This window comes from Pseudaquabacterium inlustre, from assembly GCF_038066595.1.
Classification (GTDB): Bacteria; Pseudomonadota; Gammaproteobacteria; order Burkholderiales; family Burkholderiaceae_C; genus Pseudaquabacterium; species Pseudaquabacterium inlustre.
Map to the genome: position 1 here is coordinate 38,959 of NZ_JBBUTH010000005.1, position 12,828 is coordinate 51,786.

Genomic DNA, 12,828 nt, shown 5'->3' on the forward strand with positions numbered 1-12,828 from the left:
GCAGGTGGGAAAGTCTCAGCGCCGCCGGCTGCCGCCCAGCAGCGAGCCCAGCACGCCGCGCACGATCTCGCGGCCCACGGCCGAGCCGATCGAGCGCATGGCCGACGCGGCGGCCTTCTCGGCCAGGCCTTCGTGGCGGCCGCCGCGTGGGCCGGTGCTGCCGAACAGCACATCCTTCAGCCCGTCCATCAGGCCGCCGCCGGCCTCCTGCGCCGCACCGGCCGCAGCGTCGCGGGCGCCGCCGCGCACGGCATCGCGCGCTTCGTCGGCCATGCTGCGGCCGCCGCCGTTGCCACCGTTGCCAGCGGCTGCCGGTGACGCCGCGGCGCGGCCCTTGAGCTTCTCGTAGGCCGATTCGCGGTCGACCAGCTTCTCGTACACGCCGGCCACCAGCGAGGTCTGCATCAGCGCCTGGCGCTGCGCGGCGTTGACCGGGCCGATCTGGCTGCCCGGCGGCAGCACGTAGACGCGCTCGGTCACGCAGGGCCGGCCCTTGGCGTCCAGGAAGCTGACCAGCGCCTCGCCCACGCCGAGCTCGGTGATCGCGGTGGCGATGTCCAGCTTCGGGTTGGCGCGCATGGTCTCGGCGGCGCTCTTCACCGCCTTCTGGTCGCGTGGCGTAAAGGCGCGCAGCGCGTGCTGCACGCGGTTGCCCAGCTGGCCCAGCACGGTGTCGGGGATGTCCAGCGGGTTCTGGGTGACGAAGTAGACCCCCACGCCCTTGCTGCGCACCAGGCGCACCACCAGCTCGATGCGCTCGACCAGCGCCGCCGGCGCGTCCTTGAACAGCAGGTGTGCTTCGTCAAAGAAGAACACCAGCTTGGGCTTCTCGAGGTCGCCCACCTCGGGCAGGGTCTCGAACAGCTCGGAGAGCATCCACAGCAGGAAGGTGGCGTACAGCCGCGGCGCGTTCATCAGCTTGTCGGCGGCCAGGATGTTGATGACGCCCTGGCCGTCGGCAGTCTGCATGAAGTCGGCGATGTCGAGCATGGGCTCGCCGAAGAACCGGTCGCCGCCTTGCTGCTCGATCTGCAGCAGGCCGCGCTGGATGGCGCCGATGCTGGCGGCGCTGACGTTGCCGTACTCGGTGGTGAACTCGGCCGCGTTGTCGCCCACGTGCTGCAGCATCGCACGCAGGTCCTTCAGGTCCAGCAGCAGCAGGCCGCGGTCGTCGGCGATCTTGAACACCAGGTTCAGCACGCCGGCCTGGGTGTCGTTGAGCGCCAGCATGCGCGTCAGCAGCAGCGGTCCCATGTCGCTGACGGTGGCGCGCACCGGGTGGCCCTGCTCGCCGAACACGTCCCACAGCGTGGTGGGGCAGGCGAGTGCGGTGGGCGTGTCCAGCCCGCGCTCGGCCAGCACCTGGGCCAGCTTCGGGCTCACGCTGCCGGCCTGGCTGATGCCGGTGAGGTCGCCCTTCACGTCGGCCATGAACACCGGCACGCCGATCTTGCTGAAGCTCTCGGCCAGCGTCTGCAGCGTGATGGTCTTGCCGGTGCCGGTGGCCCCGGTGATCAGGCCGTGGCGGTTGGCCAGCGCCGGCAGCAGGTGGCACTCGACGTCGCCATGCTTGGCGACCAGGATCGGCTCGGACATCGGGTGAACTCCAGGGAACGGTGTCGAACAGTCGGTCGGATTGCGCGGGGCAGTGTAGGGGGATTCAAGCACCGCGCCGCCCTGGGTGGGTGGGCGCCACCGGCGCCGGGCGGCCGCCCAGTAGAATCCCGGGTTGCTCAGCATTTCAGTGCCGCCGCGCCACCAGCGCGCCGCGCGGCCCCCAGGAGAAGACATGGCCGGACATTCCAAATGGGCCAACATCCAGCATCGCAAGGGCCGCCAGGACGAGAAGCGCGGCAAGATCTGGACCCGCATCATCCGTGAAATCACCGTCGCGGCCCGGCAGGGCGGCGCCGATGTGTCGGCCAACCCGCGCCTGCGCCTGGCCATCGACAAGGCCAAGGCCGCCAACATGCCGGCCGACCGCATCAAGTACAACGTCGACAAGGCCAGCGGCAACCTCGAGGGTGTGAACTACGAGGAAATCCGTTACGAGGGCTACGGCATCGGCGGCGCGGCGATCATCGTCGACACCATGACCGACAACCGTGTGCGCACGGTGGCCGAGGTGCGCCACGCCTTCAGCAAGTACGGCGGCAACCTGGGCACCGAAGGTTCGGTGGCCTTCCAGTTCAAGCACTGCGGCCAGCTGGTGTTCGCCCCCGGCACCTCGGAAGACAAGGTGATGGAAGTGGCGCTGGAATCGGGCGCCGAAGATGTGCTGACCGACGACGACGGCGCCATCGAGGTCATCACCTCGCCGGCCGACTTCGAGGCCGTGAAGAACGCGCTGGAAGCCGCCGGCCTGGTGGCCGACATCGCCGAAGTGACCATGCGCGCCGAGAACACCATCGCCATCGCCGGCGAGGACGCCCAGCGCATGCAGAAACTGCTGGACGTGATCGAAGACCTGGACGACGTGCAGAACGTCTACCACAACGCCGAACTGGCAGAGTGAGCGCGCGATGAAGGTGTTGGTGATCGGCGGCGGCGGCCGTGAACATGCGCTGGCCTGGAAGCTGGCGCAAAGCCCGCGGGTGCAGCAGGTCTACGTGGCGCCGGGCAACGGCGGCACGGCGCGCGATGCGCGGCTGAAGAACCTGGCCATCACCGATCCGCAGGCGCTGGCCGACTTCGCCCAGGCCGAGAAGATCGGCCTGACCGTGGTGGGCCCCGAGGCGCCGCTGTCGCAGGGCGTGGTGGACATCTTCCGCGCGCGCCAGCTGCGCATCTTCGGCCCCACCAAGGCGGCGGCGCAGCTCGAATCGAGCAAGGCCTTCGCCAAGGACTTCATGGCGCGGCACCAGATCCCGACCGCGCACTACGCCACCTTCACCGACCCGGTGGCGGCCCATGCCCACATCGACCAGGTGGGCGCGCCCATCGTCGTCAAGGCCGACGGACTGGCCGCCGGCAAGGGCGTGGTGGTGGCCATGACGCTGGAAGAGGCGCACCAGGCCATCGACTTCATGCTGGTGGACAACACCCTGGGCGTGCAGCACAACGATGGCGGCGCGCGCGTGGTGATCGAGGAGTTCCTCGAAGGCGAGGAAGCCAGCTTCATCGTCATGGTCGACGGCAAGCATGTGCTGGCCCTGGCCAGCAGCCAGGACCACAAGCGCCTGGGCGATGGCGACACCGGTCCCAACACCGGCGGCATGGGCGCCTACAGCCCGGCGCCGGTGGTGACGCCCAATGTGCATGCCAAGGCCATGCACGAGATCATCGGGCCCACCGTGGCCGGCATGGCGCGCGACGGCATCCCGTTCACCGGCTTCCTGTATGCCGGCCTGATGATCGACGCCAAGGGCAACTGCAAGACGCTGGAGTTCAACACCCGCATGGGCGACCCCGAGACCCAGCCGATCCTGATGCGCCTGAAGAGCGACCTGGTCGACGTGCTGATGCACGCCACCGACGGCACACTGGACAAGGTGGAGCTGGAGTGGGACCGCCGCATCGCACTCGGCGTGGTGATGGCCGCTGCCGGCTATCCGCTGCAGCCGCGCAAGGGCGACGCCATCACCGGCCTGCCCGTGGACACGGCCGATGCCGTGGTCTTCCACGCCGGCACGGCGCAGGATGCGGATGGCACGGTGCGCGTCACCGGTGGCCGCGTGCTGTGCGTCACCGCGTTGGGCGAATCGGCCAAGCTGGCGCAGCAGGCGGCCTACGACGCGCTGGCCGGCATCCAGTTCGACGGCATGCAGTTCCGCCGCGACATCGGCCACCGCGCCATCAAGCGCTGAGCCGGACCTGCGCATGGACACCACCGCCGTTCGCGCCTACCTGCTGGGCCTGCAGCAGCGCATCGTCGAGACCATGGCCGCGCTGGACGGCAAGGCCTTTCTCACCGACGCCTGGACGCGCGAGCCCGGCGGCCGCCTGCAGGGCGACGGCAAGACCCAGCTGGTGGAAGAGGGTGGCCTGCTGGAACGCGGCGGCTGCAACTTCAGCCATGTGAAGGGCACGCAGCTGCCGCCCTCGGCCACCGCTCACCGGCCCGAGCTGGCCGGCGCGCCCTTCGAGGCCATGGGCGTGAGCCTGGTGTTCCACCCGCGCAACCCGCATGTGCCCACGGTGCACATGAACGTGCGCATGTTCGCCGCGCTGCCGGAAGGGCGCGAGCCCGTGGTGTGGTTCGGCGGCGGCATGGACCTCACGCCCTACTACGGCCACGAGGAAGACGCCGCGCACTTCCACCGCGTCTGCCGCGATGCGCTGGCGCCGTTCGGGCCCGAGCTGTTCCCGCGCTTCAAGGCCTGGTGCGACGAGTACTTCTTCCTGAAGCACCGCAACGAGCCGCGCGGCATCGGCGGCATCTTTTTCGACGACTTCTCGTTGCCGGCCGAGGCTGGCGGCTTCGAGCGCAGCTTCGCGATGCTGCGTGCGGTGGGGGATGCCTTCCTGGCCGCCTACGTGCCCATCGTCGAGCGCCGCCGCGACACGCCGTTCACCGAAGCCCAGCGCGACTTCCAGGCCTGGCGCCGCGGCCGCTACGTCGAGTTCAACCTGGTGTTCGACCGCGGCACGCTGTTCGGCCTGCAGTCGGGTGGCCGCACCGAGAGCATCCTGATGTCGATGCCGCCGCTGGTGAAGTGGCGCTACGACTGGCACCCCGAGCCCGGCACGCCCGAGGCGCGGCTGTTCAGCGACTTCCTGCGCCCGCGCGACTGGGCGCAATGGACGCCCGAGGTGCCCTGCGCTTGAACCCGCCCCGCCGCATCGGGCTGATGGGAGGCAGTTTCGACCCACCGCATCTGGCGCACCTGGCGCTCGGCCGTGCCGCGCGCGCGCAGCTGGCACTGGACGAACTGCGCTGGCTGCCCGCCGGCGCGCCGTGGCAGAAGGCCGGCCGCGTGGTCGCCTCGCCGGCCCACCGCGGTGCGATGCTGGCCGCGCTGCTGCAGGACGATCCCGGCAGCGTGATCGACACCCGCGAACTGCAGCGCGACGGCGCCACCTACACCATCGACACCGTGCGCGCGCTGCAGGCTGAGGTGCCAGATGCCGAGTGGTTTCTGGTCATCGGCCAGGACCAGTACGCCCGTTTCGACACCTGGCAGGCCTGGCCCGAACTGCTGCAACGGCTGACGCTGGCCGTGGCCGCGCGCGACGGCCAGGCGCCCACGCCACCGGCCGCGCTGGCCGCCGTGCCGCACCGCTGCGTGACGATCGAACTGCCGGCCATGGCCGTTTCCGCCAGCGCCGTGCGCCAGCGCCTGGCCGCCGGACTGCCGGTGACCGATCTGGTGGGCTCGCGCGTGGCAGGCTATATTGACCAACAACGGCCCTATCCCGGGCCACAACAACAGGGCTGAGCGTCGCATCCGCGGCCATTCAACAGCCCAGACAGGCACCCCATGGACATTCGCAAGCTGCAACGCGCCATCGTCGACGGTCTCGAGGACGTCAAGGCGCAGGACATCGTGGTGTTCAACACCGAACACCTGTCGCCGCTGTTCGAGCGCGTGATCATTGCCTCGGGCACCAGCAACCGCCAGACCAAGGCGCTGGCGGCCAGCGTGCGCGGCGAGGTCAAGGATGCCGGTTTCCCGGTGGTGGCCACCGAGGGCGAGGACAACGGCGAATGGATCATCGTGGACTGCGGCGCCGCCGTGGTGCACGTGATGCAGCAGCCCATCCGCGAGTACTACCGCCTGGAAGAAATCTGGGGCGGCAAGCCGGTCAAGCTGAAGCTGGGCGGCCCGGCCAAGGGCCTGGTGAAGGCCTCGGAGCCGATGGACGACGAGGACGAGCCGGCACCGGCCAAGAAGCCTGCGCGCAAGACCGCAGCCAAGGCTGAGCCGGCCAAGAAGGCCGTGGCCCAGAAGGTGCCGGCCAAGAAGGCCGCCAGCCCGATGGCCGCGGTCGCGCGCAAGAAGGCCGCGGCCCAGCGCGAGATCAACCGCATTCCCGCCGCCAAGACCGTGGTGGTGAAGAAGAGCAGCGCCAAGCCGGCGGCCAAGAAGGTGGCCGCCAAGACCGCCCCGGCCAAGCGTGCCCCGGCGCGCAAGGCCGCCAAGCCGCGCACCGCCTGAGCCTGCGCCGCCGCCCGCGATGAAGCTGGTGCTGGCCGCCGTGGGGCACAAGCCCCCGGCCTGGGCCGAGACGGCCTACGAGGACTACGCCAAGCGCTTCCCGCCCGAACTGCGGCTGGAGCTCAAGGCCGTGAAGGCCGAGCCACGCACCACCGGCAAGACACCGGCGCAGATGATGGCTGCCGAGGCCCAGCGCCTGGAAGCCGCCATCCCCAAGGGCGCCCACCGCGTGGTGCTGGACGAGCGCGGCACGCGCCACACCACGGTGGCGCTGGCCGAGCGGCTGCGCGCCTGGATGGGCGAAGGCCGTGACGTGGCCCTGCTGGTGGGCGGGCCCGACGGGCTGGATCCGGCGCTCAAGGCCACGGCCGACGAGACGCTGCGCATCTCCGACCTGACCCTGCCGCACGCTTTTGTGCGTGTGCTGCTGGCCGAGGCCCTGTACCGCGCCTGGAGCGTGACCACCGGCCACCCGTACCACCGCGAGTGACTGAGCGATGACTGCCGCGCCCGATTTCATCTACCTGGCCTCGCAGAGCCCGCGCCGCGCCCAGTTGCTCGACCAGCTGGGCGTGAAGCACCAGCTGCTGCTGGCCGATGCCAGCGAAGACGCCGAGGCGCTGGAGGCCGTGCTGCCCGGCGAGGCGCCGGCTGTGTACGTGCAGCGCGTCACCGCGCTGAAGCTGAAGGCCGCGCAGGCCCGGGCTCGCCGCCGCGGCCTGCCGCCGGCGCCCATCCTGTGTGCCGACACCACGGTGGCGCTGGGCCGGCGCATCCTGGGCAAGCCGGCCGATGCGGCCGAGGCCACGGCCATGCTGGCGGCGCTGTCGGGCCAGGCGCACAAGGTGCACACCGCGGTGGCCGTGGCGCCCTCGGCCACGGCGCGTCGGGTGCTGGCGGCGCTGTCGTCCAGCAGCGTGCGTTTCGCGCCCTTGCCGGCTGCCGCCATCGCCGGCTACGTGGCCAGCGGTGAACCTTTTGGCAAGGCCGGCGCCTATGCCATCCAGAGCGCCTGGGCCGGGCGCATTGCCCATATCGCCGGCAGTTACACCGGTATCATGGGTTTGCCGTTGTTCGAGACGGCTGAACTGCTGAGACAACTGCGCATCGCGTGCTGAACGCCGGGTGATCCACCGGGCCCCGCGCCGGTGCACTGACCCAGAACCAGAACACGCCGCGCCATGCACGACATCCTGATCAACTGGGCTCCGCAGGAGACCCGCGTCGCCATCGTCGAGAACGGGGCGGTGCAGGAACTGCACATCGAGCGCACGCTCGAGCGCGGCCTCGTTGGCAACATCTATCTCGGCAAGGTGGCGCGCGTGCTGCCCGGCATGCAAAGCGCCTTCATCGACGTGGGCCTGGAGCGCGCCGCCTTCCTGCATGTGGCCGACCTGCACGGGGCCGGCCATCAACACGGACACCCGGCGCGCAGCGACGTGGCCGTGCCGGTGCCCATCGAGCGCCAGGTGTTCGAGGGCCAGACCCTGATGGTGCAGGTGATCAAGGACCCGATCGGCACCAAGGGCGCGCGCCTGTCCACGCAGATCAGCATTGCCGGGCGCATGCTGGTGTTCCTGCCGCAGGACACGCACATCGGCATCAGCCAGAAGATCGGCTCGCACGAGACGCGCGAGCAGCTGCGCAGCCGCATGCAGAAGCTCACCGCCACCAGCGACGGCAGCGGCACCGGCGGCTTCATCCTGCGCACCAATGCCGAAGACGCCTCGGACGAGGAACTGGCCGACGACATTGCCTACCTGCGCAAGACCTGGAACGCCATCCGCGCGCACGGCATGGCCCAGCCCACCGGCACGCTGCTGCACGAAGACCTGAACCTGGCCGAGCGCGTGCTGCGCGACCTGGCCAACGAGGCCACGCAATCGGTGCGCATCGACAGCAAGCTGCAGTTCGATGCACTGAAGGCCTTCGGCGAGACCTTCACGCCCGGCAGCACCGCCAAGCTGGAGCTGTACAAGGGCGAGCGGCCGATCTTCGACCTGTTCGGCATCGAGGAAGAGATCGCCCGCGCGCTGGCCCGGCGTGTGGACCTGAAGAGTGGCGGCTACCTGATCATCGACCAGACCGAGGCCCTGACCACGGTGGACGTGAACACCGGCGGCTTCGTTGGTGCGCGCAACTTCGACGACACCATCTTCAAGACCAACCTGGAGGCGGCCGGCGCCATCGCGCGCCAGCTGCGGCTGCGCAACCTGGGCGGCATCATCATCGTCGACTTCATCGACATGGTTCGCGAGGAGCACCAGCAGGCCGTGCTGGGCGAGTTCCGCAAGCAGCTGGCCAAGGACCGCACCAAGACCACGGTGAGCGGCTTCACCCAGCTGGGCCTGGTGGAGATGACCCGCAAGCGCACCCGCGAGAGCCTGGCCCACATGCTGTGCCAGCCCTGCCCAACCTGCGAAGGACGCGGCCAGGTGAAGACCGCGCGCAGCGTGTGCTACGACATCCTGCGCGAGATCCTGCGCGAGGCGCGGCAGTTCAACCCCAAGGAATTCCGCGTGGTGGCCAGCGCCGCCGTGGTGGAGATGCTGCTCGACGAGGAGAGCCAGCATCTGGCCGGCCTGAGTGACTTCATCGGCAAGCCGGTGTCGCTGAGCGCCGAGCCGAGCTTCAGCCCGGAGCAGTACGACATTGTGCTGATGTGAGCCCCGCCGCGGCGCGGCCGTTCAGCGCCGCGCCCACAGCAGCAGGCCCACGCCCGACAGGATCACGCCGGCCGCGGCCCATTCGCCCGCGCTGACCTGCTCGCCGGCCAGGCCCACGCCCAGCAGCATGGCGATCACCGGGTTGACGAAGGCATAGCTGGTGGCCAGGCCCGCCGGCGCCCGCGCCAGCAGCACCATGTAGGCGTTGAAGGCCAGCAGCGAGCCGGCCACCACCAGGTACACCCAGGCGGCCCAGGCACTGGCCGGCACCTGGGCCAGGTGCACCTGTTCGCCGGTGGCCAGTGACAGGGCCATCAGCACCGCGCCGCCGCACAGCATCTCGCTGGCAAAGCCGGTGGCGCCGGCGGCCAGCGGCAGCGTGCGCTGGCTGAGCACGCTGCCCAGCACCCAGCCGGCGCAGGCGATGGTCTGCGCCGCCAGGCCGGCGGGTGAGGCCGCGAAGCCCGCGCCCTGCACCAGCAGCAGCACGCCGGCCAGGCCCAGCGTGATGCCGGCCCATTCGGCCGGGCGCGGGCGCACGCCGAACAGCAGGTTGAGCGCCGCGGTCATCAATGGCGACACGGCGATGTAGGCCACCACCAGGCCCGAGGCCACGCTCTGCTCGGCCACCGCCGTGCCGCCCATGCCGCCGCCCAGCATCAGCGTGCCGACGATGGCCGCGTTGCGCCACTCGCGCACCGTGGGCCAGGGCGCGCCACGCCAGCGCATCCAGGCCATCAGCAGGCCACCGGCCACCAGAAAGCGGCTGCCCATCTGCCAGAACGGAGGCAGGCCCACCAGGGCCAGCTTGATGGCCAGGTAGGTGGAGCCCCAGATCAGCCAGGTGGCGGCCAGGCAGGCGATGACCAGCGGCGAGAGCAGGGCGGCAGGACGGGGCAGGGCGGCGCTGTGCATGCCGGCATGTTAGGAAGGCGGCCGGCGCGTTTCCATCGCAGATCGATGGTGATATCGGTGCGTGGCCGTTGAAATCCTGCTTGTGGCCGGGTTAGGCTTTGAACATGCCGGAAGCACTTGATTTCGACGCCTACGACCGCCGCATCCTGGCCGAACTGCAGTCCGACGCCCGGCTGTCGATGGCCGAACTGGGCCGGCGCGTGCACCTGTCGCAGCCGGCGGTGACCGAACGCGTGCGCAAGCTCGAATCGGCCGGCGTGATCGGCGGCTACCGCGCGCAGATCAACCTGGCGGCGCTGGGCTATGGCATCCGCGCCGTGGTGCGGGTGGGCCGCACCGACTACGCTGCCATGCTGCGCCTGCTGCAGGACACGCCCGAGGTGATCGAGGCCTTCAACGTGACCGGCGAGCACAGCTGGGTGCTGCAGATCGCCGTGGTGGACGTGGCGCACCTGGATGCCGTGGTCTCGCGCTTTTGCGCCATCAGCGACACCGCCACGGCCATCATCCTGAAGGCGCCGCTGGCCCCGCGGCCTATCATGCCGGCATCCCCTTCCTCCCTTTCTTCCCCCTCTTCGACTCCGGAGTGAACGATGGCCGTCGTGCCCACCTGTGATCTGTGCGATGCCCACAAGGGCGACACCAGCGGCGCCTTCCGCGTGCTGCCGCCGGTGTTCCAGGCCTATGGCGGCCGCGCGGCCTTTGCCGGCCCGGTGCGCACGGTGAAGTGCTTCGAGGACAACACCTCGGTGAAGGCCCTGCTGGAAGGCCCGGGCAATGGCCAGGTGCTGGTGGTGGACGGCGGCGCGTCGCTGCGCCGCGCGCTGGTGGGCGGCAACATTGCCGCCGCCGCGGCCAAGAACGGCTGGGCCGGCGTGGTGGTGGATGGCTGCGTGCGCGACGTGGCCGAACTGGCCGAGGCCGATGTGGGCATCCGCGCGCTGGCGCTGATGCCTCTGCCCACCGACCGCAAGCAGGCCGGACAAGTGGACGTGCCGGTGCTGGTGCAGGGCGTGCCGGTGCGCCCGGGCGACTGGCTGGTGGCCGATGCCGACGGCATCGTGATCCTGGACAAGGCGCCGGCCTGAACTTCGGCGCGCGTTGCGGCTCCTATCCGGCATGAGCAGCCGCAGCGATCCCATCCCCGGCACCCCCGACGCACTGAGCCGCGTGGCCAGTCGCTGCCGCCAGCGCGTGCGCCAGCGCGCCATGCTGGCCGCCGGCGTGGCCATGGTGCCGCTGCCCGGCATCGACTGGGTGACCGATGTGGGCGTGCTGGTCAAGCTGCTGCCCGAGATCAGCGCCGCCTTCGGCCTGAGTGCCGAGCAGGTGGAGCGCCTGTCGCCCAACCGCAAGCTGGTGGTCTACAAGGCGCTGTCGGCCGCCGGCGGCATGGTGCTGGGCCGGGTGGTGACGCGCGAGGTGGTGATGCTGCTGCTCAAGACCGTGGGCGTGCGCCTGACCACCCAGCAGGCCGCCAAGCTGGTGCCGGTGGCCGGCCAGGTGGTGTCGGCCGCGCTCACCTTCTCGGCGCTGAACTACGTGTGCGAGCAGCACATCCGCCAGTGCGAGGCGGTGGCGCGCCAACTGATGCTGCCGGCGCCCGACGTCATCGACGCCTGAGGCAGGCCCGCCGGGCTAGAATGCGCAGCTTCGGAGCGTAGCGCAGTCTGGTAGCGCATCTGGTTTGGGACCAGAGGGTCGTAGGTTCGAATCCTATCGCTCCGACCATCTGATTCGACGGGCCGCGTGTGAAAGCACGTGGCCCGTTTGTCTTGCTCGCAGCGGGGCCTACCACCAGCCGCGCAGCCGCTGCCAGAAGCTGGGCGATGGCGGTTCGCTGGTGTGGGGCGAGGCCAGAGCGCCATGCGCTATGCGGGCCATGCGCGTGAAGTCGGCGTCAGCGCGCAGGATGTGGTCCGACAGCCAGCCCTTCAGGTAGCTCAGCAGGTCGAAGCTCAGCGGCTGGTCGCGCATCACCGCCGTCTTCTCGCGGCCGATGCGGTCCACGAAGTCGGCATGTTCGGCCATGTGCGCCGCCAGGTGCGGGTAGCCGGTCACGCGCATGAAGGTCTCTTCGGTGGCGAAGTGCGACAGCGCACAGCGCTCCAGCGCGGTGAGTGTGGCCTGCACATCGGTGCGGGCGCTGCGGCGCACCAGGTGGTGCCAAAGGTCGTTGATCAGGTCGAACAGCAGGCGATGCTGGGCATCGATCTCCTCCAGTCCCAGTGCATGCGCATCCGACCAGTCCACCACGCTGTGGCGTGGCTGGCGCAGGCTTGTCGTCACGGTGTCGGTACTCCTCGGGGCGGGCCCGGTCTACCGCGCATTGTGTGCGTCCAGCTGGCACGGACTGTGTGCAACTGCAACGGCCGTCGGCCAGGGCGGCGCAAGCGTTACATCCAGAGGCCGGCCGCCCGGCCTGGCGGCCCGGCGGCGTGTGCGTGGTGGGGCTCAGCGCACGGTGTAGCCGCGGCCGTCCATGCAGGCGGCTACCGCGCGCTGGAACACCTCGGCGTCGGCCACAGCCCGCGGCTGGGTGGTGGCCCAGCGGTTGCACGCCTGGCGGTCGGCCTCGGTCTGCTCGGCGCTTTGGCCGTTGCGCGGGTAGAGGATGGGCTCGGGCGGCGGCTTGGCCGCGGTGGCCGGTGCCGTACCCTGGATGGGCGCGGGCTTGGCCGCGTCGGCATCGGGCGGCGGCGCCACCACGGTGTAGCCCTGGCCCGGCGCGGCCAGGTAGTACACGCCGTTGGCGTAGTAGTACGGTGAGCCGCCGATCCACAGCGTGACGAAGGACGGCGGCAGCACCGGCACCACGATGCCCACCGGCGGCAGCACCACGGTGAAGCGGCCGCCCAGCGCGCGGAACCACACGCCGCCGTGGAAGTACCAGCTGCCGCCGGCGAAGGTGATGGCGATGGCGCCGCCGGGCAGGGCCGGCACCACGTAACCGCGCGGCGGGTACCAGTGGTCGTGGTGGAAGCGCTGGTCCAGCACCAGGCCGGGGCCGGGGCCGCGGCCATGGACCTCGGGGCCGCGCGGGCCACCATGGCCCTGGGCCTGGGCGGCGCCGGCCAGCGCCAGCGAGGCCGCTGCGGCGGCCAGCACGGTGATCAGTCGAACAGTGGCTTGCATGGTCAGGAGCCCTC

Annotated in this window: 15 protein-coding genes and 1 tRNA gene; 12 read left to right on the plus strand and 4 right to left on the minus strand. The window is 70.5% G+C overall.

The features are described 5' to 3' along the window. Positions 1–15: 15 nt before the first annotated feature. A complete protein-coding gene (locus AACH10_RS11195) occupies positions 16–1,596 on the minus strand; it encodes a helicase HerA-like domain-containing protein (RefSeq protein ID WP_341410495.1) in 1,581 nt (526 codons plus the stop codon). 193 nt (positions 1,597–1,789) lie between these two features. Between AACH10_RS11195 and AACH10_RS11200 the strand changes: the two genes are divergently transcribed. The 8 genes from AACH10_RS11200 to rng all read left to right on the plus strand — a co-directional run bounded on the left by AACH10_RS11200 (position 1,790) and on the right by rng (position 8,764). Continuing rightward, entirely contained in the window at positions 1,790–2,515 is a 726-nt protein-coding gene (locus tag AACH10_RS11200) for a YebC/PmpR family DNA-binding transcriptional regulator (protein ID WP_341410496.1), read from the plus strand. A gap of 7 nt (positions 2,516–2,522) precedes the next feature. Continuing rightward, on the plus strand, positions 2,523–3,806 hold the full coding sequence (gene purD, locus AACH10_RS11205; RefSeq protein WP_341410497.1) for a phosphoribosylamine--glycine ligase: 1,284 nt from the start codon (positions 2,523–2,525) through the stop codon (positions 3,804–3,806). Between the two features lie 13 nt (positions 3,807–3,819). Next, positions 3,820–4,767, plus strand: a complete 948-nt coding sequence (gene hemF / locus AACH10_RS11210; RefSeq protein ID WP_341410498.1) for an oxygen-dependent coproporphyrinogen oxidase — start codon at positions 3,820–3,822, stop codon at positions 4,765–4,767. Next, positions 4,764–5,378 carry a nicotinate-nucleotide adenylyltransferase gene (gene nadD, locus AACH10_RS11215; RefSeq protein ID WP_341410499.1) on the plus strand — a complete coding sequence of 205 codons (615 nt, stop codon included), beginning with the start codon at positions 4,764–4,766 and terminating at the stop codon, positions 5,376–5,378. The genes hemF and nadD overlap by 4 nt, the downstream gene beginning before the upstream one ends. Positions 5,379–5,420: 42 nt before the next feature. Beyond that, on the plus strand, positions 5,421–6,098 hold the full coding sequence (gene rsfS / locus AACH10_RS11220) for a ribosome silencing factor (RefSeq protein ID WP_341410500.1): 678 nt from the start codon (positions 5,421–5,423) through the stop codon (positions 6,096–6,098). Positions 6,099–6,117: 19 nt separating this feature from the next. Beyond that, positions 6,118–6,588 carry a 23S rRNA (pseudouridine(1915)-N(3))-methyltransferase RlmH gene (gene rlmH / locus AACH10_RS11225; RefSeq protein ID WP_341410501.1) on the plus strand — a complete coding sequence of 157 codons (471 nt, stop codon included), beginning with the start codon at positions 6,118–6,120 and terminating at the stop codon, positions 6,586–6,588. A gap of 7 nt (positions 6,589–6,595) precedes the next feature. Next, a complete protein-coding gene (locus tag AACH10_RS11230; protein ID WP_341410503.1) occupies positions 6,596–7,216 on the plus strand; it encodes a Maf family protein in 621 nt (206 codons plus the stop codon). Between the two features lie 63 nt (positions 7,217–7,279). Continuing rightward, positions 7,280–8,764 carry a ribonuclease G gene (rng, locus tag AACH10_RS11235; protein WP_341410504.1) on the plus strand — a complete coding sequence of 495 codons (1,485 nt, stop codon included), beginning with the start codon at positions 7,280–7,282 and terminating at the stop codon, positions 8,762–8,764. A gap of 21 nt (positions 8,765–8,785) precedes the next feature. Here rng and yedA read toward each other — a convergent pair whose 3' ends face one another. Further along, the gene (gene yedA / locus AACH10_RS11240) at positions 8,786–9,679 is read right to left on the minus strand and encodes a drug/metabolite exporter YedA (RefSeq protein WP_341410505.1); all 894 of its coding nucleotides are present in this window, start codon (positions 9,677–9,679) and stop codon (positions 8,786–8,788) included. 104 nt (positions 9,680–9,783) lie between these two features. Here yedA and AACH10_RS11245 point away from each other — a divergent pair, with 104 nt between their 5' ends. The 4 genes from AACH10_RS11245 (at position 9,784) to AACH10_RS11260 (ending at position 11,410) form a co-directional block, all read left to right on the plus strand. Further along, positions 9,784–10,269, plus strand: a complete 486-nt coding sequence (locus tag AACH10_RS11245; RefSeq protein WP_341410506.1) for an Lrp/AsnC family transcriptional regulator — start codon at positions 9,784–9,786, stop codon at positions 10,267–10,269. Positions 10,270–10,272: 3 nt separating this feature from the next. Next, positions 10,273–10,767 (plus strand): ribonuclease E activity regulator RraA, encoded by a 495-nt coding sequence (rraA, locus tag AACH10_RS11250; protein ID WP_341410507.1) that lies wholly within the window; start codon positions 10,273–10,275, stop codon positions 10,765–10,767. A 31-nt stretch (positions 10,768–10,798) separates the two neighbouring features. Then, the gene (locus AACH10_RS11255) at positions 10,799–11,302 is read left to right on the plus strand and encodes a hypothetical protein (RefSeq protein WP_341410508.1); all 504 of its coding nucleotides are present in this window, start codon (positions 10,799–10,801) and stop codon (positions 11,300–11,302) included. A 31-nt stretch (positions 11,303–11,333) separates the two neighbouring features. Continuing rightward, positions 11,334–11,410: transfer RNA gene (locus tag AACH10_RS11260), tRNA-Pro, on the plus strand. 60 nt (positions 11,411–11,470) lie between these two features. Here the strand turns inward: AACH10_RS11260 and AACH10_RS11265 are convergent. Together AACH10_RS11265 and AACH10_RS11270 are read right to left on the minus strand one after the other, a co-directional pair. Further along, entirely contained in the window at positions 11,471–11,968 is a 498-nt protein-coding gene (locus tag AACH10_RS11265) for a bacteriohemerythrin (protein WP_341410509.1), read from the minus strand. 165 nt (positions 11,969–12,133) lie between these two features. Next, entirely contained in the window at positions 12,134–12,814 is a 681-nt protein-coding gene (locus AACH10_RS11270; protein WP_341410510.1) for a DUF6515 family protein, read from the minus strand. Positions 12,815–12,828: the final 14 nt, after the last annotated feature.